A 20,260-nucleotide genomic window follows, 5' to 3' on the forward strand; every position below is an offset into this window, starting at 1 on the left:
GATGAGGTTGATAGGTTCGAGATGGAAGCGTGGTGACACGTGGAGTTGACGGATACTAATCGATCGAGGACTTAACTAAATTCTTTTATGATAGTCGTTAGTTTACTCTTATTTAGTTTTTAAGGTATAATTAATTAACTGTTGACTTTTTTAATAAAAACATATAAAATATACCTTGTACTATTTTTAAGGATTGTCTGGTAGTGATGGCGGAGAGGCCACACCTGTTCCCATACCGAACACAGAAGTTAAGCTCTCCAGCGCCAATGGTAGTTGGGGGTTCCCCTGCGAGAGTAGGACACCGCCAGGCAGTACCTTTTATGTTATTTTTATTATCGCGGGGTGGAGCAGTCTGGTAGCTCGTCGGGCTCATAACCCGAAGGTCGTAGGTTCAAATCCTGCCCCCGCAACCAAACAAAATAAATTGGTCCGGTAGTTCAGTTGGTTAGAATGCCTGCCTGTCACGCAGGAGGTCGCGGGTTCGAGTCCCGTCCGGACCGCCATTTTTAAAACAATATAATATACATACAATACACAGGATTTGTTATAATCGTGTGTTTTTTTATTATCTAAGTATTTTTCCTTTTTACTAGCTTTTTTGCTATTATTGGTGTAGTTGATAAAAGAAAATGGTGATTATGATGGATGAGTTTTCATTTATTGATTCAATTAAACAAAATACGTATAAGCAATCTTCATTAATAAAAGGTGTTGGGGATGATGCTGCTGTTTTTAGATCGGATTCAAAAGATATAGTTACGGCAGTTGATACATTCGTTGAAGGGATACATTTCACCAGAAAAACGATGGATCCCTATCACGTTGGTTATCGAGCTCTAGGAGCAAATGTTAGTGACCTAGCTGCTATGGGAGCAACCCCAGCCTTTTATCTTGTGTCTATCGTGATTCCTAAGAATTGGGCAATTGAGGATATAAGTCAAATATTTATTGGCATGAAAGATTTAGCTAATCAACATACAATGGATTTAATCGGTGGAGATACAGTATCAGGAATAGAACTATCTATTTCTATAACAGTGATAGGCTTTGTCGAAGAAGAAAAAGCAAGATATCGTAGCACTGCAAAAGAAGGTGACCTTGTCTTTGTAACAGGTACTTTAGGTGATTCACAGGCAGGTTTATATATTTTAATGAATGAGGGCAACTATGAGGATACTAACTATTATGTGGAACGTCACCGAATGCCTTCACCTAGAATTGACTTTGCAAAGAAACTATCTTATTTATCTCGTGTAACACTAAATGATATTAGCGATGGAATTGGGAACGAAGCAAATGAAATCGCAGAGGCCTCCGAGGTAACGATTATAATACAGGATGAGCTGGTACCAGTACATTCATCTTATTATCAATTTTCTCCAGAACTTCAGCATAAGTGGAAATACTATGGTGGTGAGGATTTTGAATTAATTGGTACGGTGCCAGAAAGTGAATGGGAGACAGTACAGCATATTGCTGATCAGACAAATACAATGGTAACCCAAATCGGGTATGTTTCGTCTGATAAAGGAAACGATGTATTTCTATATCGGAATCAGCAAAAAGAACAATTGAAGAAAAAAGGATATAATCATTTGAAGTAGGTGATTGTAATGAATAAGTTAAAGATAAACACAAACACAGTCCAGGAAACGATGTTAATTGGAGAGAAACTGGCAAAAATGCTTCGAGCTGGTGATGTACTCACATTAGAAGGTGAGCTTGGTGCAGGGAAGACAACATTTACCAAAGGGATAGCAAAGGGCTTAGGTATAACACGAAATGTAAGTAGCCCAACTTTTACTATTGTAAAAGAATATGAAGGGAATCTACCTTTGTATCATATGGATGTCTACCGCTTAGAGCATTCAGATGAAGATATTGGTTTTGATGAATATTTTAACGGGAATGGTGTTACGGTGGTTGAATGGGCTTCATTTATAGAAGAATATTTACCAGAGCATCTTTTAAATATTAGAATTAATTATGGTGAAGAAGGTTCAAGAGTGTTAGAATTTACTACGAATAGTACTCATTTTGAATCGATTGTTAATGAATTACCTTAGTTAGGAGTTACTGTTAATGAATGTACTAGCAATTGATACATCCAATCAAGCACTGGGTGTTGCCATATTAAATAATGATAAAGTCATAGGAGAAATCGTAACAAATATAGCAAAAAACCACTCTGTAAGATTGATGCCTGCAATTGATCAATTAATGAAGGAAGTATCATTAACAGCTGATCAATTAGATAAAATTGTTGTCGCAAAAGGGCCAGGATCGTATACTGGAGTTCGAATCGGTCTAGCTACAGCAAAGACATTTGCCTGGGCACTCGATATTCCAATTGTTGGCGTTTCAAGTTTAGAAGTTCTTGCATATCAAGGTAGATTCTTTGATGGACTTATTTGTCCATTTTTTGATGCGAGGCGAGGATTAGTATTCACTGGTGGGTACCAGTGGAAAAATCAAAAGTTAGAGCTCGTATTTGAAGAAAAAAATGTTGCGATGGAAGACGTGCTCAGTAAGTTAGCTGAGGAAAAGAAGAATGTTCTGTTTTTAAGCCCTGATATAGCTTTACATCGAGAGAACATTAAAGAAGTACTGGGAGATTTAGCGCACATACCTGAAGGTCCTTATCATGTAGCTAGACCCAGTTTGTTAGGCTTAGCAGGGGTAAACAGGCAGGCAGATAACACACACGCATTAACCCCAAATTATTTAAGACTTGCAGAGGCAGAAGCAAACTGGTTGAAGGCACAAGAGGATAAGAAGTAAAATGGCAGAAATGATTATTAGAAAAATGGAGCTAGTGGATGTAGAGCAAGTATTAGAAGTGGAAAGAGCGTCATTTGCTACTCCATGGACGACCGATGTTTTCTATCAGGAAATTATTGATAATGCGCATGCCCACTATTTCGTAATAGAAATAGATCAGAAAATTGTGGGCTACGTTGGAGTATGGCTAGTAATTGATGATGCACAGATAACAAATATAGCTATTGCTCCTGAATATAGGGGGCATAGATTAGGTGAAAAGCTATTCGCCTTTGTTATGCAAATGTTAAACAGTGTAGGTGTAAATAGACTTTCTTTAGAAGTACGTGTATCTAATATTGCAGCTCAAAAACTATACCGAAAATTTGGACTCGTCCCCGGTGGTATACGTAAAAACTATTATACGGATAACGGGGAAGATGCCATTGTGATGTGGGTGAATTTATAATGGATAAAGATACAATTATATTAGGAATAGAGACAAGCTGTGACGAAACTGCAGTTGCCGTCGTTAGAAATGGAACAGAGATTCTATCGAATGTTGTTGCCTCACAGATTGAAAGCCATAAACGTTTTGGTGGTGTGGTTCCTGAAATTGCTTCTAGACACCATGTGGAACAGATGACAGTGGTACTTGAAGAGGCAGTTCAAGCTTCTAATCAAACGTGGGAAGACATAGATGCCATTGCAGTGACAGAAGGACCAGGGCTTGTTGGTGCGCTATTAGTAGGCGTGAATAGTGCAAAGGCATTAGCTTTTGCAAAACAAAAACCGTTAGTTGGTGTACACCATATCGCAGGGCATATTTATGCCAATCGGTTGGAGAAGGAGTTTACCTTCCCACTATTAGCACTAATCGTATCAGGAGGCCATACGGAGCTTGTTTTAATGCGTGAACATGGCATGTTTGAAGTTATTGGCGAAACACGTGATGATGCAGCTGGTGAAGCATATGATAAGGTTGCAAGGATGCTAAACTTGCCCTATCCAGGTGGGCCACATATCGATAGATTAGCCCATGAAGGAGCAGCGTCCATCGATTTCCCTCGAGCATGGCTTGAAGAGGGGAGTTATGACTTTAGTTTTAGCGGGCTAAAATCAGCAGTTATTAACAAAATCCACAATGCAAAACAGCGTGCGGAAACATTAAAGAATGAAGATATAGCTGCAAGTTTCCAAGCAAGTGTTGTAGAAGTACTAACCGAAAAAACGTTACGAGCTGCAAGGGAATACCAAGTAAAACAGGTAATCGTTGCAGGTGGAGTGGCAGCTAATAAGGGATTAAGAAAAGAGTTAGAGACAAAATTTGCGGATACTGGAATACCGCTTTTAGTTCCTCCTATTAAGTTATGCACAGATAATGCAGCAATGATCGCTGCAGCAGGTACAATTGCCTTTAAACAGGGAAGACGCTCGGGATTAGATTTGAATGCTAATCCATCACTCCTATTAAAATAGGAGTGATTAATTTACTAAATTGTCCACAAAGTTATGCACAGGTATGTGTATACTTTATTAGATATTCAATAATATACGCTGTTTATTATGTGGATAGATAATGTGGATAAAAATAACTATATCTGTGGATATTGTTTATAACTTTGTTCATAACTAATAAAAAAGCCGTTTTTTTGGGAAAAGTGCTGTGGATAATATAGAGGTTCTACTTTTGTTATAATGTGGAAAGAAATTTGGTGATATTCCGATGAATAAAAAGCAGTCTTATTATGTACAAACAGATTTAATTGTATTATTTATATTATTTGTTAGTGCGAGTTTACTCGCTATTTATAATGCTGAGCAATTAGAGCAGTATGCGAATAGTGACTTTGTTATAAAACAAATTGTTTGGTTTGCTATTGGTGTATGTATCATAGCTGCTATTCAATATTTAGATTTAGAGCAGTTATATAAATTCAGTACGTATATATATATTTTTGGTATTCTGATATTATTTGTATTGTTAATAAGTCCAGAGTCAATTGCGAGACCAATTAATGGTGCAAAGAGTTGGTTTAATCCTAAGTTTCTACCATTATCCTTACAGCCTGCTGAATTTACGAAAATTACTACAATTTTATTCATGGCAAGAGTAATTACGCAACACAAAGCCAAATTTGAAATAAGTAATTTAAAAACAGATACAATCTTATTAATAAAATTAATAGTCGTTACAGCAATACCTGTATCTCTTATCATGATGCAAACGGACTTTGGAACATCGATGGTGTATTTATTTATCTTAGGAATGATGATTATTCTTTCAGGAATTAGCTGGAAAATTATCTTGAGTTTAATTTCCATTGTAGCTGGTGCTGGTGCAGCTGTTTTGACCTTTATTGTACGATTTCCTGACCTAGCTAAAGAGTTGGTTGGCAGTGGTAGTGCCTATCAAATAGACAGGATAATGACTTGGTTTGATCCCGCACAACAATCAGCTGATTCTACGTGGCATTTTGAACGAATTCATATGTCACTTGGTTCTGGGCAATTATTTGGTAAGGGGTTAAATGGTGTACAGGTGTATTATTCAGAAGCACAAACAGACTTTATCTTTTCCGTTATAGGTGAAAGCTTTGGGTTTGTTGGTAGTGCGCTTGTGATTTTTTTGTATTTCATGCTCCTTTATAAATTAGTAACATTAGGGTTAAATGTTTTTAAACATTCCCCTTTTGGAGCTTACTTTTGTTTTGGGTTTCTAAGTTTAATTTTGGTTCATGTTTTTCAAAATATTGGAATGACCCTTGGAATTATGCCGATCACAGGTATTCCACTCTTGTTAATAAGTTATGGTGGTAGTTCGGTGTTATCCACAATGCTTGGACTAGGAATTGTGTACCGCGTTGCAGTTGAACAGACCATTCAAAATGATTACTTGTTTAAGTAAAAAAACAACTACGGCCTTAAGCTACATTAGCTTTTGCCGTAGTTGTTTTTGTCTAATCACCTGAATTATTGATTATCCTTCCCATCATCTTCTGTTTCACTTGTGTCAATTGTAACAACAACCACTTCAATTCTGTTATCTGCAATCTCTTCTACTTCAAATGTGAGGTTCTTATATGTTATGACTGGATGCTCTAATTCGGAAGGAATATAACTAATTTCATTAATTAAAAATCCACTGACAGTATCAAATTCTTCAGTAGGAAATTCAATTTTTAAAATGTCTTCTAGTTCCCAGAGACGAAACGTTCCATCCATTCTATATTTATTAGGGGCAATTTGTTTAATCTCTTCCTCGGAAATGCCAGGTTCATTGCTTTCACTAAATATATCACCGACAATCTCCTCAATGACATCTTCAATCGTAACTAAACCTTCTGTGCCACCGTATTCATCAAGGACAATAGCAATATGGACATTATCTTTTTGCATAGATGCGAAGAGCGCATCAACCGATTGTGATTCCAATACAAAATAAGGTTTACGAAATATTTTTTTTAAATCAAATGTCTTTGAACCATCATCATTAATATATTGAAATAAATCTTTAACATGTAGTGTACCTACAATATTATCAATGTCACCTTCATAAATGGGAAATCTTGTATATCTATATTTATTTATGATATTCAGTGTTTCAACGAACCCAGAGTCAATAGGGAGTACGCTCATATCCGTACGGTGTGTGATGATGTCAGAAACAACTTTGTCGTTAAATTCAAATATATTATTAATCATTAATTTCTCAACGTTATTAATCGTACCTCTTTCTCCACCAACATCAACCATCATTCGTATTTCTTCTTCTGTTGCTTGCTCACTTTGAGCATTTGGATCAACACCAAACAATCGAACAACAGAATTAGTAGAGAATGTTAGAAATTTAACGATGGGGAGGAAAACTTTGGCTATCAAAGATAGTGGTACTGCGGCAAAATTGGATATAGCCTCAGCCTTCTGTAATGCAAGTTGTTTTGGTACGAGTTCACCAAAGACAAGTGTGAAATAAGATAAAATAATTGTTATTAAAACAACTGAAATTGTATTAAGAATGTCTAACGATAATGGAACACCTAAATCGAATAGATAATTTGACAATGGGCCAGCAAAGAAATCAGCTGCAAATGCACTTGATAAGAATCCAGCCAAAGTAATACCTATTTGTATCGTACTAAGAAAACGACTAGGTTGAGAAATAAGATGGTGTAGTGTTTTAGCCTTCTTATCTCCAGCTTCAGCCATTCGTTTTACCTTATTGTCATTTAAGTTAACCAATGCCATTTCTGATGCTGCGAAAAAGGCATTAACGATAATTAACACGATTAGCGTTATAATTGCAAACGTCAATTAATATAAACCTCCATAGATGTAAAAAGATTATTTGTTTAAAAGTTAATGCTGAGTAGGGCCTATGATTTTATTTTACACCCGAATTCCTTCCGTATTCATTTATTAAATAAAAAGATAGGCAGATTAAGTCTACCTATCTTCGTTATAATTTATTTGTATTACCTGAACAATTTTAACCTTCTTGTAAGGTTGTCCATTCTTCCATTAACTGCTCAGCCTGACTCTTTAATGTATTAATATTTTCATTTAATTCAAATGACCTTTCATGGTCCTGATACACTTCAGGTTCGGTCATTTTTTCCTCTAATTCACTAATTTCTATTTCCACATTCTCAATCATTTCTTCTAGTTCGTTAATTCGCCGTTCTATCTTACGCTTCTCACTTTGAAGTTGCTTCTCTTCCTTATAGCTACGTTTCTTCAAATTCACCTGTTGTTCCATTTGTTTGGTTTCTTCTAGGAGTTGTCGCTCGGCTTCTTCTGCTTTCTTTTCTAGATAATAATCATAATCTCCTAAATATACGGTAATACCATCTCGTTCCATCTCAGCTATTTGGTCGGTGATTTTATTTATAAAATAGCGGTCATGAGATACAAAAATGATGGTTCCTGGAAAATCCATTAATGCTGCCTCTAATACCTCTTTACTATCAATGTCAAGATGGTTAGTAGGTTCGTCAAGTATTAATAAATTTGCCTTTTGCATCATTAATTTGGCCAGTGCTAGGCGTGCCTTTTCACCACCACTTAATGCTTGTACAGGTTTTAATACATCATCCCCTGAAAAAAGGAAATTACCTAAAATGGTACGAATATCTTTTTCATTGATAGTTGGATATTCATCCCAAAGCTCATTTAATACCGTCTTTGCAGAAGAAAGGTCTGCCTGTTCTTGATCATAATAGCCAATCCCGACATTTGTCCCTATTTGGATGGTACCGTACGCTTTTTCTAGTCTACCTAAGATAACTTTTAGTAAGGTGGTTTTACCAACTCCATTTGGACCAACTAATGCAATTCGCTCACCACGATTAACATCGAGTTTTACATTTGCAAAGAGATTTTCATCTTCATCATCGTAGCGAAAGGCAAGATTCTCAAGCTTTAATACATCATTTCCACTTCTACGATCAATCTGGAATGAGAAGGAGGCGGAGGATTCATCCCCTAATGGTCTGTCAATTCGGTCCATCTTTTCTAGTTGCTTCCTTCTGCTTTGTGCTCGCTTTGTTGTAGAGGCACGAACAAGGTTCCTCCTGACAAAGTCTTCCATTTTTTTTATTTCCGTTTGTTGTTTCTCAAATGCCTTTAAATCCTGTTCATATTCTAATTCCTTTTGCTCTAAGTACTTACTATAGGAACCATGATATTTCTTTGTTTTATGACGTGATATCTCATAAACAATGGATACCGTCTTATCAAGAAAGTAGCGGTCGTGCGAGACAATGACGACAGCTCCAGGATAACTCCCCAAATAGTTCTCAAGCCAGGATAATGTTTCGATATCCAAATGGTTTGTCGGTTCATCAAGAATGAGAAGCTGTGGCTTTTGTAACAATAGCTTTCCAAGGGACAAGCGCGTCTTTTGCCCACCGCTTAAATCGGTAATAGGTGTTTCGTAATCATACTTATGGAAATGTAAGCCAGTAAGGACAGATTTAATATCAGACTCATACGTGTAACCGCCATTTGTTTGAAAGGCATGTTGTTTTTTATCATAATCTGTTAATAATTTCTCATATTCTGGGCTTGTGAAATTAGTAGCATTTTCCATCTGTTTTTCTAATTTTCTGAGTTCATATTCTTGCTTTCGTAACGGTTCAAAGACTTCAAGCATTTCATCCCAGATGGTTCTCTGAGATTCAAGTGCCATGTGTTGTGATAAATAGCCAACTGTCACATCTTTGGGTTTAATAAATTCCCCATCGTCATAGGAAAGTTCAGAAGCCATAATCTTTAATAGTGTTGATTTACCAGCACCATTCCTACCAACAATGGCAATACGATCATTATCTTTTACTTCTATTTTTATATTGGATAAAATCTCTTCAGCACCGAAAGATTTTGAAATTCCATTTAATTGCATAAGAATCATGTGTTTCACCCCACAATTTCTAGTGTACAGTAAGGATGGGAATAGAAGCAACTTAATTAATATGTGAAAAATGTCACGACATTTCCTCAAGTTTCTGTTAAACTAAAGATATCATAAAATGTAATCGAATTCATTGAAGTGAAGAGAGGAAAAGCAATGGAACAAAATAAAATCCCACAGGCAACAGCAAAGAGATTACCATTATATTATCGTTTCTTAAATAATTTGAATCAACAGGGGAAAAAACGTGTTTCTTCCAAAGAACTTAGTGAAGCGGTAAAGGTAGATTCTGCAACCATTCGTAGAGATTTCTCGTATTTCGGAGCTTTAGGCAAGAAGGGGTACGGGTATAATGTTGAGTATTTACTTGGATTTTTCAGAAGTACATTGGATCAACATGAAGTTACCGAAGTAGCATTAATTGGCGCTGGTAATCTTGGGACTGCATTTTTAAAATATAGTTTTATGAAGAACAATAATATACGAATTACGAAGGCTTTTGATGCCGACTGGGAAAAAGTCGGTACTGATATTGATGGGGTACCAATTTATCATGTTGATCAATTGTTTGAAAAACTTGAAGACACTAAAGTAGTAATTCTAACGGTCCCAGCAACAGAAGCGGATAATATTGCAGACAAATTAGTACAAGCAGGTGTAAATGGAATTCTAAACTTTACACCTGCTAGAATTACTGTGCCAAGCCATGTACGTGTTCATCATATTGATTTAGCCGTAGAATTACAATCATTGGTATATTTCTTAAAGCACTATCCATTAGATACAAAAGAATAGTTAGAAATGTAGTAGCCACCTGTTCAGATAGGTGGCTTTATTTTTTTGGGTATATATTTTATGCAGCAATTTGGTAAATAGGTTGTGTCTAAAGAATCATTTGTAAAAACATTTTTTTAGTCTAAAAGACATCTATAAAAATTCTCATAAATCAGTTATGCTATAACCTGGTTTAAGATTATTGGGAATTTTTAAAATAACATCTAGGAGGCTAACTTCATCCATGTTAAGAAAAGGATTATTCATTTTTATTTTTAGTTTGGTTGTAACGATTGCTGTCGCTTGTTCTAATGCTGAGGAAACAAAAAGTGAAGGTAACAAGGAGGATACGGAAGAAACAAACGAAGTATCTACTCCAGAAGACGATGGCCAACAGCAGGCAGAAGAGGTTGTTGAGGAAACAGAAGTGGAAGAGGAACCGAGCATACCTGAAGATGAAGTGTTAATTAATGTGCTTGAGAAGAATTTCGAAACAATCATGAGTCAAGATGAAGCAGGACATATGGAAACCATTCATAGTGGATCACCTTCTTATGAGGGAACAAAAGATTTATTTGATCAACTATCTCTTTATACATTGGATATTACATTATCAGATGTCACAGTAGAAGAGAAATCAGAAGAAGAAGCAAGAATAGCATATACACAGACAACCGTAAAAGTGGATGGACCTGCTTATGAAAATAATAAAGTGACTGGGGTTCACGTTTTAAGACCAGAAGATGGGGAATGGAAGATATACGGAACAGAGGTAATAGAAATCATTTATTTGGATGAAAATGGAGAGGAATTGGAGAACGGTACAGCGAGTGAAGAGGTAGTAATGGAAGGAGAATATGCTGACATTATTACGAACTTAGAAATGCCATTTGATTCTAATAAATGGGTAATTAGTAACTATCAAGAAATTCAAGGTGAGGCAATAGTTGAGTTCCTTGTACAAGGAGAAGACTTTCAGAATTTTACAGAATTATTGACTTTACACTATTATAAAGATGGAAAAGATTCCATTGGAGTGGATCCTCTTATTAAGACAATGGAAGAGAACTTGGTTTCAATGATATCTGGAGACTTTGAATTCAGCAGGTTGGAGGAATCTGAAGAAGAAGTTCTATTTGAATTTTTTATTACGGGGGATCACGCTCAATTAGATCAGGAAGAAGTGGGGCGTGCCTTTATAAAGGATAATGACCTATTTGTTATACGTTATACTACAATGGAAAAGTCGATTGAAAATAAAGAGGATTGGATTGGGAAACTAAAAGGTGTGCAGTAATACTAAGGAAAGGGATAGCTTTTGGCTATCCCTTTCGTTTTTTCATTCGAAAATGAATCATAATTAATCTTATTGCAATTCCAATGTCAAAGGTTGCAATTAACGCGATAAGGATGGTTGTGAAGTTCCATACTGTTCCTTCAACCGTTTGAATGGCAATAAAAATAAACATCATTCCTAGTAGTAAGTAGAAAAAAGCATTCGGTAGTAGTGAAATTTTCCTTTTCATCGTTATCCTCCTATTAGTATCATCTGTAGCTGTTCAAGTTGTTTTTGTAATTCTTCTGGAGTATAGGAAAATTGAACAATTACCGTAATGGAATTCATTGCTGCATGGACAATAATGGGTGTAAGAATCCGCTTTGTCTTTACATATAAATAGGCAAAAACAAACCCCATCGAAGCATATATAAGCATATGTTCAAGCTCTCCGTGAACGATTCCAAATACAAGGGATGATAATAGTGCTGCTAAAAAGAAATTCATGTGGTTATGCAAACTACCAAATATAATTTTCCGGAAAATTATTTCCTCTAAGATAGGAGCTATGATTGCAGGTACAATCATAAACAAAGGGAGTGCACGAGCTATTTGCATAATATCCATTGTATTTTGGGAACCAGCTTCAATACCAAGTATATAAATTTCTATATATGTTGCAATCCCTTGAGCGAAGTAGGCCATAAATAATCCTAAGATTGACCAACCTATAACTTGTCCTACATCTGAAGCACCACGAGTAGAGGGCATTTGCATATCTGATTTCATTAAATAGAGTGTGATGATTAATGCAGCTGTAAAACTTAGAATCATCCAATAAATGGCCGCTTCTAAATAGTTATCTGGAAATAGAGCAAACAGAATTGGACCAGCAATTATACTGGATAGTTGCATGATGACATAAGTTAAGATGACATACCAATATCTTTTAGGCAAATGTATAACGCTCCTTCTAGTACAGATTATTCGGGTTAGTATAGTATATTTCGAATAACTGCTAGTTATAATGAAAAATGTTTTTCTTTTTTATTTTTCTTACATAACAGGTATTCTAACATATTCTTTGTTCTTTCTTACAGTAGGATGTCCTTTATAAAAAAATGATTAAATTAGAGATACATTGCTTGCATTTTCTTGGTGAATTAATTATTATAATAATTGTGATTAGCACTCGAGTGTGGTGAGTGCTAATAATTAATAAAAATAAAATGATGGATAGTCAAGGAGGATTATGTACATGATTAAACCACTAGGAGATCGTGTTATTATCGAGCTTGTTGAACAAGAAGAAAAAACTGCAAGCGGTATCGTACTTCCAGACTCTGCAAAAGAAAAACCTCAAGAAGGTAAAGTAGTTGCAGTTGGTACAGGTCGCGTGCTAGACAATGGAGAAAGAGTTGCACTTGAAGTATCAGAAGGAAATCGTATTATCTTCTCTAAATTTGCTGGTACAGAAGTGAAATACGAAGGTACTGAATACTTAATCCTACGCGAGAATGACATTTTAGCAATTGTAGAATAAGTTGATAAATAAAATTACTTAAATAAATAATAATTTCCTGAGGAGGATGGACGATGGCTAAAGAAATTAAATTTAGTGAAGATGCTCGTCGCGCAATGCTTCGCGGTGTGGATACATTAGCAAATGCTGTAAAAGTAACTTTAGGGCCAAAAGGTCGTAACGTTGTTTTAGATAAAAAATTCGGCTCACCTTTAATTACAAATGATGGTGTAACGATTGCAAAAGAAATTGAATTAGAAGATGCATTTGAAAACATGGGTGCTCAACTTGTTTCTGAAGTAGCTTCTAAAACAAATGACGTAGCAGGGGACGGTACAACAACTGCTACCGTACTTGCACAAGCAATGATTCGTGAAGGATTGAAAAACGTTACATCTGGTGCTAACCCAGTTGGCATCCGTCGCGGAATTGAAAAAGCTGTTGCCACTGCAGTTACTGAATTACAAGCTATTTCTAAACCTGTAGAAAGCAAGGAAGCAATTGCACAAGTTGCTGCAATTTCAGCTGCTGACGAAGAAGTAGGACAATTAATCGCTGAAGCAATGGAACGTGTAGGTAACGATGGTGTTATCACAATTGAAGAATCAAAAGGATTCTCTACTGAATTAGATGTTGTAGAAGGTATGCAATTTGACCGTGGATATGCTTCTCCTTACATGGTTACTGACCAAGATAAGATGGAAGCAGTTCTTGAAAATCCATATATCTTAATTACAGATAAGAAGATTGCAAATATCCAAGAAGTACTTCCTGTTTTAGAACAAGTTGTACAACAAGGCAAGCCACTTCTATTAATCGCTGAAGATGTAGAAGGGGAAGCACTTGCTACATTAGTATTAAACAAACTACGTGGTTCATTCAACGCTGTAGCTGTTAAAGCTCCAGGATTTGGTGATCGCCGTAAAGCAATGCTTGAAGACATCGCTATCTTAACTGGTGGACAAGTTATTACAGAAGATTTAGGTTTAGAACTTAAAACTGCTGGAATCGAACAGTTAGGTCAAGCAGCTAAAGTTGTTGTTACAAAAGAAAACACTACAATTGTTGAAGGCTCTGGAAATCCTGAAGCAATCACAGGTCGTGTTTCTCAAATTCGTGCACAAGTAGAAGAAACAACTTCTGAATTCGATAAAGAAAAATTACAAGAACGTTTAGCTAAGTTAGCTGGCGGTGTAGCAGTAATTAAAGTTGGTGCTGCAACTGAAACAGAACTTAAAGAACGTAAATTACGTATTGAAGACGCATTGAATTCAACACGCGCCGCTGTTGAAGAAGGTTTCGTTTCTGGTGGTGGTACTGCATTCTTAAACGTCTACAATAAAGTTGCTGATCTAAACCTTGAAGGTGACGAAGCAACAGGTGTTAGCATCGTACTTCGTGCTATCGAAGAACCTGTTCGTCAAATCGCTGTAAATGCTGGTCTAGAAGGCTCTGTTATTGTTGAGCGTCTTAAAGGTGAAGCTGTAGGTGTTGGATTTAACGCAGCAACAAACGAATGGGTAAATATGGTTGATGCTGGTATCGTTGACCCAACTAAAGTTACTCGTTCTGCACTACAAAACGCAGCGTCTGTTGCAGCAATGTTCTTAACAACTGAAGCAGTTGTAGCGGACATTCCTGAAGAAAACGCTGGTGGCGGAATGCCTGACATGGGCGGAATGGGTGGAATGGGCGGCATGATGTAATACCGCCCCCCAACCCTTGATATAAGTGGGTTTGTAAGTAAGATGAGAGTGAAATGCTAACATTTTGCTCACGTTTGATATATTATTGCAGGCTTCTCAAAAGTTGACTAAATTTTTGAGAAGCCTTTTTTAAATTCCTTTGTAACATGAAGATAAATATTTAGACATTCTAAGGACTTCGTTTATAGGAAAACACTGTAACGCCAACGGAATCATTGCCATTTGAAGTGATGCATGGTTCATATGCATCTTTAGAAGAAAACGAGTTTATTTATAAATTGATGAAACACTCGTAAATGTTGATACATCAATGTTTGTGAGTGTTTTCGATTTTATTTATTGAATTTAATTTACACCTCATGCAGAAGAAAAAGTTAAATTATTCCTGTAGCCAGTTGAGATTACTCAAATTCAAGTATAGTATCAAAGTAGAGATTTATATCATACTTAACGACGGATTAGTAACATAGAAATGGTAAGTCTTTGGATTCAACAGTCATGTAATGTCACGCTAAACGCTTCTTTTGGATTTCGCTTAGGTAAGTGGTTCTATACCAATCAATTTGGAGGGAATAGGATGTATACGATTGGACAAGTAGCTAAATTTTTAGGGGTTTCTAGAGATACATTAAAGTATTATGAAGAAAAGGAATTAGTCAAACCTAAGTATGATGATGAAAATGGTTATAGAAAATATAATCCATATGATATTCATGATGTAATCACAACAAATTTTTATAGAGAACTAGATATAGAGATTAAGAAGATTCAGGAAATAAAGCAGAGTAAAAGTGTAACCGATTTAGAACATGTATTAGCGGAGCAAGAAGCGAAAATACTGGAGGAACTTGCATATAAAAAACGTCTTTTAAAGAAAATAAAATCAGTGAAGGAGGACTATTATAAAATTAAAGAACATTTAGGGGAATTTACGATTACAGAGATGAAGCCATTAGAAGTAAAAGGTGAAATAACGGAATATGCTGCTTACGAAGAGTATGAAACCATAAGAAATAGTACCGAGAATTTAAAGAAAGCTGTTACTTTAACGAGTGCTAGACGTGTTATCCACTTTGATGAAGAAGGGATGAAAGAAGAGAGATTTATCGTTGTAAGAAAAATAGAAGATGCAGACAAAAATTTTAAAGGGGAAGTCCTTTCTCATCCAAAGTGTATTTATACGGTGATAGAAGATGGTAGATTTGTTAATGGTGAAAAGAGTATTGATCATGAAGTAGGAGAAAGGCTTTTGAAAATAGCGCAAGATAATGGATATGAATTAACAGGTATGGCTTACATTAACATACTATTGACTACATATGAAGAAGGCTTAGAACGTGTATTTTTAGAAATGTATGCGCCCATAAAATAATTTAAAGGCCCCCCCTTGAGCTGGGGGTAACCCACAGGTTTACAATGAAGATGTTAGTACAGCTTTACTAGCATCTTCATTTTTTATTATAGGAGTGGGTAATAATGAAAAAGAAATTAATAGAGTTCAAAAATGTTACGAAGGAATACAAGCTAGGTGACGTGTCCATAAAAGCGTTAGATGGTGTGGGATTTTCAATCTACGAGGGAGAATTCGTTGTGATACTAGGGGCAAGTGGTGCTGGAAAAAGTACCATTCTAAATATACTTGGGGGTATGGACATAGCCTCATCGGGCGAAGTACTTATAAATGAAAATAACATTACCCAATATGATGAAAAAAAATTAACGACATTTCGAGCGGAAGAAGTAGGCTTTGTTTTTCAATTTTATAATTTAATCCCTAATTTGACTGCTCTGGAAAATGTAGAATTTGCTTCTGAAGTGTGCAAGGATCATCTAGATGCAAAAGAAGTATTGGGAAAAGTTGGACTTGATGATCGTAAGAATAACTTCCCTTCGCAGCTTTCCGGAGGGGAACAGCAAAGAGTTGCGATCGCTCGTGCCGTTGCTAAAAATCCTTTACTTTTACTTTGTGATGAACCGACTGGTGCTTTGGATTATAAAACAGGAAAATCTGTATTAAAGCTTCTACAAGATTTAAATAAGGAAACCCAAAAATGCATTGTCTTAATTACCCATAATGCTGCCATCACCCCAATTGCTGATCAAGTTATTAAAGTGAAAAGCGGAAAAATAGAGGAAGTGATCACCAATGTTGAAACACAAAGCATAGAGGGGATTGAGTGGTAGTGAAGAAATTGCATTTAAAATTGTTACGGGATATCAAGGAATCTAAGGGGCAGTTTTTAGCCATTGTTTTAGTTATCGCAGTAGGTGCATTTTTTTATGCTGGTCTGATCACGATAAGCAATGACCTCAGTGCTTATACGGAAGAATATTTTGAAGAACATAATTTAGCAGACTCCAATGTCCATTATAGCGAGATTACAGGCAATGAATTATCTAGTCTTGAGGAGATTGAGGGGATTAATAAAATAGAAGCAAGATATACATTTGATGCGAATCAGACGTTTGAAGGATATAAAGCAACCTTGAAGATACATACCATTCCACAGAATAATGAGATCAACACCATTGCTGTTACAAGTGGCAGTATTCCATCAAATAAGGAAGAAATTCTGTTAGATGCCCGCTACGGGGAAGAGCATCAATATATGGTTGGCGATCATATTACCTTTCATACAAATGACGGCAATTTTGATTTTGTTATTAGTGGTTTTGGTGAGAACGTGGAACATGCATTTAATATTGAGGACCCGTCCCTTGTTTTACCTGACTATAAAACCTATGGTGTAGCTTATATTCATGAAGATAGAATAGAGGAAATTGCCGGTGACTTTTATTACAATGAATTGCTTGTAGACGCAAAAGAAGGACATGATATCAGTATAATTAGTGAGACCATTGAAGATTACTCAAATGAACTCCCTTATCTGTACCAAGTGAATAAAGATAGATCGGTTAGTTATTCTGCAATAAATGTAACCATAAATAATAATAGATTGATGAGTACCGTTTCTCCTCTCATCCTGTTTATGGTTGCGGCTGTCATTATTTTTCTTACCATGTCAAGGGTTATCGACTCCCAAAGAAATCAAATTGGTATTATGAAGGCATTGGGTGTAAAAGACAGTAAAATTTTATTGCATTATATGGGATATCCTGTTTTGGTAGGTATTATTGGATCGGTTGTAGGATGGGTCATTACCACTGTTACACTTGTTAATCTACTAAATTCGGTTATAGAACAAACCTATTCCTTGCCAAACTTTAACTTGTCTATTTCATTTTATACCTTATTTCCACCGATTATCGTTTCCATCGTTTTCGGGGTAATAGCATGTTTTTTTAGTGGAAGAAGTATATTAAAGGAACGAGCAGCACAGGCATTACGCCCAAAACCACCAAAGAAAATGAAGAAAACGTTAGTGGAAAGAATTCCTGGTCTATGGAAGAAACTGACATATGGAAATAAGCTGATCCTAAGAAACATTTTTCTAAACCCAAAAAGGGCATTGGCGAGTTCGGTTGGGGTGATTGTTTGTGTGATTCTTTTAATCACTGCTTTTGGCTTTGAAACTTCGATGCAAACGATTGCTTCTCAAATTAATAAAGTTTATAAATACGATTTAAAAGTGGACTATAAAGGAGAGTTAACCGGGGGCAATATAAAACTTCCATCCGAGGTTGACCAGTATTATTCACAATCTACTATTCCAATTGAGTTTGTCGACTTCCCTGATGAGAATAATGCATCTTTAATTGTTACGGAAAAGGAAAATAATCTCATTCAATTCTTTGATGAACAGAATAATCCAGTAACTTTAGATGATACGGGAGTGTTCGTTCCACAATCATATGCTGATGAATACAATATATCAGCGGGGGATACAATTAAGATTAAGTTAATTGCTCCTGAAATGAAGGGGAAATCGATCGATATTAAGGTAGCGGAAATATCGACACAATATACAAATCCTTCCTTTTACAGTACACCAGCATATATAAATAGCCTCGGTGTTGATTACAAACCAACTTCCCTATTGGTTCAATTAAACAGTGGGGCAGATAGAAACAATGTCCAAAACTATTTTGAAGAGGACCCTTTTGTAGATACGATTTCTGATAGGGGTGACTTAAATAAAGCAGTTGACAATATGATTGAACAAAATAACCCCGTCTTCATCATGTTTATTGTTTGTGCGGTTATATTATCTTTTGGTGCAATGTTTACCATATCCTCGATTAATATATATGAGCGTACACGTGAACTTGCCACATTAAAGGTGTTAGGCTATCAGAAGAATAAGATAAACAGAATTATTTTTGTTGAAAATATCATACTAACGACATTTGCAATAATTGTTGCGCTACCAATAAGTGGTTATATGTACAGATTAGTTGTCCAAGCGCTATCCAGCACCAATCAACAGATTCCTGATAGACTGGGCTTCGTTACAATAGGGTTGGCAATCATACTTACATTTGTATTAACAATCATCTCGAATTTATTGCTTAGAAGAAAAGTAATTAAAATCGATATGATTGAATCATTAAAAAGTGTTGAGTAGGTTTCTGAAAGCTGCTGCTTTACAGTGGCTAGATACTAATGACTTTAAGTTAGGTAAATGTGAAGCGGTAGGAATTGACGGCGGACTTGAGTACCAAAAATGCATCTATAAAACGAAACCGTATACGTTGCAAACATTGTGGCGACATTATTGAATCACCGATATTGCTAACATTGAGGTAAATTAACGGAGGCTTCTCATGAGTTCACTGAACTTTTGAGAGGCTTCTTTTTTCATTTCTTGCGTTACGTGAAGATAGACATCTTTTGTTATTTGGTCATCTGAGTGGCCAAGCCTGTCCATGATTTGTTCGAGTGCAACATCCGCTTCAGCTAAAAGTGAGGTGTGGGTATGTCTTAGAGAATGCTGTGTTAATTCTGGATTCAAATCGGCAAGGCTTAGCAGTCTCTTCATTCTATTTTGTACAGTCTTGATGACAATAGGATAACCATGTTGCCTTTCCATTTTTGTAAAGATAAAGTCTTTATCGTAGTAATCATCCTCTAATTGTTTAATCACTTGATTTTGAACTTCTTTATGCTCCTTTAAAGCGTTTATGATTTCTTCATCCACGATAATTTTACGTCGTGACTTTCGTGTCTTTGGTGTGACTAGTAAATATTTTAACGTCTTATTCGTCGGAATATAATACGTTTTGGTGATACTAATTGTGTGATTGACGAAATCAACATCTTTCCACTTGAGTGCGACTAATTCTCCAACTCGGATTCCTGTGTAGGAGAGGATGAGAAATATTAGGTAGTCATGTTCAAGTCCATAATCCTCCGCTGTTTTTAGAAACAGAGCAAGTTCTTCTTTTTCGAGATACTTTGGAATTTCTTCCTCTTCCAACTGTTCAATTGTTTTCTTTTCCTTCTTGAGATATGCAAATTCAGTTGGATCCTTTTTGATTAACTCCATTTCTAATGCTTTTCTGAAGATCATTCTTCCTGTGCGGTGAATTCCTTCTCTTGTGCTATCAGAATAATCTTGATCATTTAAATCATGTAGGGCGTCCTGATACATCTTTCTTGTAATATCCTTTAATTTATGCTGACCGAAGTAGGGAGTCAATTTACATATTTCAAGAAGACGAACTCTAACTGTTCCCGGTTTAACATCTTTTGCTTCACTGTAGATTGGAAGCCATTCATTAGTGAAATCATTAAACGTTTGATCTGTTTCTTCGATGACTATTCCTTGTTCTAGCTCATGGATGATAGTAGTGGCTGCTTTTTCAGACTCTTGTTTCGTCCCGAAGCCACTTTTAGTCTTTTGTTTTCT

General features: G+C 36.0%; 19 protein-coding genes, 2 tRNA genes, 1 rRNA gene and 2 pseudogenes. 18 read left to right on the forward strand and 6 right to left on the reverse strand.

From position 1 onward, the window contains the following. Positions 1-196 precede the first annotated feature (196 nt). The 9 genes from rrf to D8M05_RS16170 all read left to right on the forward strand — a co-directional run bounded on the left by rrf (position 197) and on the right by D8M05_RS16170 (position 5,668). Positions 197-310 (forward strand): 5S ribosomal RNA (rrf, locus tag D8M05_RS16130). A gap of 26 nt (positions 311-336) precedes the next feature. After that, positions 337-413 (forward strand) — tRNA-Met (locus tag D8M05_RS16135). Positions 414-426: 13 nt separating this feature from the next. Then, positions 427-503, forward strand: a tRNA-Asp gene (locus D8M05_RS16140). A gap of 135 nt (positions 504-638) precedes the next feature. Then, positions 639-1,604 carry a thiamine-phosphate kinase gene (thiL, locus tag D8M05_RS16145; protein ID WP_342772273.1) on the forward strand — a complete coding sequence of 322 codons (966 nt, stop codon included), beginning with the start codon at positions 639-641 and terminating at the stop codon, positions 1,602-1,604. Positions 1,605-1,613: 9 nt separating this feature from the next. Next, positions 1,614-2,066, forward strand: coding sequence for a tRNA (adenosine(37)-N6)-threonylcarbamoyltransferase complex ATPase subunit type 1 TsaE (gene tsaE, locus D8M05_RS16150; protein WP_121133646.1), 453 nt, complete (start codon positions 1,614-1,616; stop codon positions 2,064-2,066). A gap of 16 nt (positions 2,067-2,082) precedes the next feature. Continuing rightward, complete coding sequence (tsaB, locus tag D8M05_RS16155) at positions 2,083-2,781, forward strand: tRNA (adenosine(37)-N6)-threonylcarbamoyltransferase complex dimerization subunit type 1 TsaB (protein WP_121133648.1); 699 nt, start codon at positions 2,083-2,085, stop codon at positions 2,779-2,781. A gap of 1 nt (position 2,782) precedes the next feature. After that, positions 2,783-3,229, forward strand: a complete 447-nt coding sequence (gene rimI / locus D8M05_RS16160) for a ribosomal protein S18-alanine N-acetyltransferase (protein WP_121133650.1) — start codon at positions 2,783-2,785, stop codon at positions 3,227-3,229. After that, positions 3,229-4,239: a tRNA (adenosine(37)-N6)-threonylcarbamoyltransferase complex transferase subunit TsaD gene (tsaD, locus tag D8M05_RS16165; RefSeq protein WP_121133652.1), complete on the forward strand. Its 1,011-nt coding sequence runs from the start codon at positions 3,229-3,231 to the stop codon at positions 4,237-4,239. Before rimI ends, tsaD begins: the two co-directional genes overlap by 1 nt. A gap of 247 nt (positions 4,240-4,486) precedes the next feature. Continuing rightward, the gene (locus D8M05_RS16170) at positions 4,487-5,668 is read left to right on the forward strand and encodes an FtsW/RodA/SpoVE family cell cycle protein (RefSeq protein WP_121133654.1); all 1,182 of its coding nucleotides are present in this window, start codon (positions 4,487-4,489) and stop codon (positions 5,666-5,668) included. Positions 5,669-5,733: 65 nt separating this feature from the next. On the opposite strand, the gene D8M05_RS16175 is transcribed toward D8M05_RS16170, so the two are convergent. Both D8M05_RS16175 and D8M05_RS16180 read right to left on the reverse strand, forming a co-directional pair. Further along, the gene (locus D8M05_RS16175) at positions 5,734-7,074 is read right to left on the reverse strand and encodes a hemolysin family protein (RefSeq protein WP_121133656.1); all 1,341 of its coding nucleotides are present in this window, start codon (positions 7,072-7,074) and stop codon (positions 5,734-5,736) included. A 175-nt stretch (positions 7,075-7,249) separates the two neighbouring features. Then, on the reverse strand, positions 7,250-9,172 hold the full coding sequence (locus D8M05_RS16180; protein ID WP_121133658.1) for an ABC-F family ATP-binding cassette domain-containing protein: 1,923 nt from the start codon (positions 9,170-9,172) through the stop codon (positions 7,250-7,252). Between the two features lie 156 nt (positions 9,173-9,328). Between D8M05_RS16180 and D8M05_RS16185 the strand changes: the two genes are divergently transcribed. Further along, positions 9,329-9,967 (forward strand): redox-sensing transcriptional repressor Rex, encoded by a 639-nt coding sequence (locus D8M05_RS16185; RefSeq protein WP_121133660.1) that lies wholly within the window; start codon positions 9,329-9,331, stop codon positions 9,965-9,967. A 223-nt stretch (positions 9,968-10,190) separates the two neighbouring features. Next, positions 10,191-11,243 carry a hypothetical protein gene (locus D8M05_RS16190; RefSeq protein ID WP_121133662.1) on the forward strand — a complete coding sequence of 351 codons (1,053 nt, stop codon included), beginning with the start codon at positions 10,191-10,193 and terminating at the stop codon, positions 11,241-11,243. 25 nt (positions 11,244-11,268) lie between these two features. On the opposite strand, the gene D8M05_RS16195 is transcribed toward D8M05_RS16190, so the two are convergent. After that, on the reverse strand, positions 11,269-11,472 hold the full coding sequence (locus D8M05_RS16195; RefSeq protein ID WP_121133664.1) for a YdiK family protein: 204 nt from the start codon (positions 11,470-11,472) through the stop codon (positions 11,269-11,271). A gap of 2 nt (positions 11,473-11,474) precedes the next feature. Then, complete coding sequence (locus tag D8M05_RS16200; protein WP_121133666.1) at positions 11,475-12,179, reverse strand: CPBP family intramembrane glutamic endopeptidase; 705 nt, start codon at positions 12,177-12,179, stop codon at positions 11,475-11,477. A 301-nt stretch (positions 12,180-12,480) separates the two neighbouring features. On the opposite strand from D8M05_RS16200, the gene groES reads away from it, so the two are divergent. The 7 genes and pseudogenes from groES to D8M05_RS20945 all read left to right on the forward strand — a co-directional run bounded on the left by groES (position 12,481) and on the right by D8M05_RS20945 (position 19,158). Continuing rightward, the gene (gene groES, locus D8M05_RS16205; protein ID WP_121133668.1) at positions 12,481-12,765 is read left to right on the forward strand and encodes a co-chaperone GroES; all 285 of its coding nucleotides are present in this window, start codon (positions 12,481-12,483) and stop codon (positions 12,763-12,765) included. Positions 12,766-12,818: 53 nt separating this feature from the next. Then, entirely contained in the window at positions 12,819-14,450 is a 1,632-nt protein-coding gene (gene groL / locus D8M05_RS16210) for a chaperonin GroEL (RefSeq protein WP_121133669.1), read from the forward strand. Between the two features lie 577 nt (positions 14,451-15,027). Continuing rightward, positions 15,028-15,822, forward strand: coding sequence for a MerR family transcriptional regulator (locus D8M05_RS16215; RefSeq protein ID WP_121133671.1), 795 nt, complete (start codon positions 15,028-15,030; stop codon positions 15,820-15,822). Between the two features lie 104 nt (positions 15,823-15,926). Continuing rightward, positions 15,927-16,634: an ABC transporter ATP-binding protein gene (locus tag D8M05_RS16220; RefSeq protein WP_121133673.1), complete on the forward strand. Its 708-nt coding sequence runs from the start codon at positions 15,927-15,929 to the stop codon at positions 16,632-16,634. Further along, the gene (locus D8M05_RS16225) at positions 16,634-18,976 is read left to right on the forward strand and encodes an ABC transporter permease (protein WP_121133675.1); all 2,343 of its coding nucleotides are present in this window, start codon (positions 16,634-16,636) and stop codon (positions 18,974-18,976) included. Before D8M05_RS16220 ends, D8M05_RS16225 begins: the two co-directional genes overlap by 1 nt. Further along, a pseudogene (locus D8M05_RS20940) lies at positions 18,966-19,074 on the forward strand (hypothetical protein); the annotation flags it as partial. The gene D8M05_RS16225 and the pseudogene D8M05_RS20940, both read left to right, overlap by 11 nt. Next, positions 19,063-19,158: a DUF7695 domain-containing protein gene (locus D8M05_RS20945; RefSeq protein ID WP_425454168.1), complete on the forward strand. Its 96-nt coding sequence runs from the start codon at positions 19,063-19,065 to the stop codon at positions 19,156-19,158. The pseudogene D8M05_RS20940 and the gene D8M05_RS20945, both read left to right, overlap by 12 nt. Before the next feature lies 1 nt (position 19,159). On the opposite strand, the gene D8M05_RS16230 is transcribed toward D8M05_RS20945, so the two are convergent. Together D8M05_RS16230 and D8M05_RS20845 are read right to left on the reverse strand one after the other, a co-directional pair. Further along, the gene (locus D8M05_RS16230) at positions 19,160-20,002 is read right to left on the reverse strand and encodes a tyrosine-type recombinase/integrase (RefSeq protein ID WP_342772275.1); all 843 of its coding nucleotides are present in this window, start codon (positions 20,000-20,002) and stop codon (positions 19,160-19,162) included. A gap of 33 nt (positions 20,003-20,035) precedes the next feature. Next, positions 20,036-20,221: pseudogene (locus D8M05_RS20845) on the reverse strand (site-specific integrase); the annotation flags it as partial. Positions 20,222-20,260: the final 39 nt, after the last annotated feature.

This window comes from Oceanobacillus bengalensis (genome assembly GCF_003628445.1).
In the GTDB taxonomy this organism is placed as follows: Bacteria; Bacillota; Bacilli; order Bacillales; family Amphibacillaceae; genus Oceanobacillus; species Oceanobacillus bengalensis.

What these genes read in the sequence shown, in the direction of transcription:
- tsaD (WP_121133652.1), top strand. Translation starts at nt 3,229, where the DNA reads ATGGATAAAGATACAATTATATTAGGAATAGAGACAAGCTGTGACGAA.
- D8M05_RS16180 (WP_121133658.1), bottom strand. Translation starts at nt 9,172, where the DNA reads ATGATTCTTATGCAATTAAATGGAATTTCAAAATCTTTCGGTGCTGAA.
- rimI (WP_121133650.1), top strand. Translation starts at nt 2,783, where the DNA reads ATGGCAGAAATGATTATTAGAAAAATGGAGCTAGTGGATGTAGAGCAA.
- D8M05_RS16190 (WP_121133662.1), top strand. Translation starts at nt 10,191, where the DNA reads ATGTTAAGAAAAGGATTATTCATTTTTATTTTTAGTTTGGTTGTAACG.
- D8M05_RS16185 (WP_121133660.1), top strand. Translation starts at nt 9,329, where the DNA reads ATGGAACAAAATAAAATCCCACAGGCAACAGCAAAGAGATTACCATTA.
- thiL (WP_342772273.1), top strand. Translation starts at nt 639, where the DNA reads ATGATGGATGAGTTTTCATTTATTGATTCAATTAAACAAAATACGTAT.
- D8M05_RS16230 (WP_342772275.1), bottom strand. Translation starts at nt 20,002, where the DNA reads ATGTATCAGGACGCCCTACATGATTTAAATGATCAAGATTATTCTGAT.
- tsaE (WP_121133646.1), top strand. Translation starts at nt 1,614, where the DNA reads ATGAATAAGTTAAAGATAAACACAAACACAGTCCAGGAAACGATGTTA.
- D8M05_RS16195 (WP_121133664.1), bottom strand. Translation starts at nt 11,472, where the DNA reads ATGAAAAGGAAAATTTCACTACTACCGAATGCTTTTTTCTACTTACTA.
- D8M05_RS16215 (WP_121133671.1), top strand. Translation starts at nt 15,028, where the DNA reads ATGTATACGATTGGACAAGTAGCTAAATTTTTAGGGGTTTCTAGAGAT.
- tsaB (WP_121133648.1), top strand. Translation starts at nt 2,083, where the DNA reads ATGAATGTACTAGCAATTGATACATCCAATCAAGCACTGGGTGTTGCC.
- D8M05_RS16220 (WP_121133673.1), top strand. Translation starts at nt 15,927, where the DNA reads ATGAAAAAGAAATTAATAGAGTTCAAAAATGTTACGAAGGAATACAAG.
- groL (WP_121133669.1), top strand. Translation starts at nt 12,819, where the DNA reads ATGGCTAAAGAAATTAAATTTAGTGAAGATGCTCGTCGCGCAATGCTT.
- groES (WP_121133668.1), top strand. Translation starts at nt 12,481, where the DNA reads ATGATTAAACCACTAGGAGATCGTGTTATTATCGAGCTTGTTGAACAA.
- D8M05_RS16170 (WP_121133654.1), top strand. Translation starts at nt 4,487, where the DNA reads ATGAATAAAAAGCAGTCTTATTATGTACAAACAGATTTAATTGTATTA.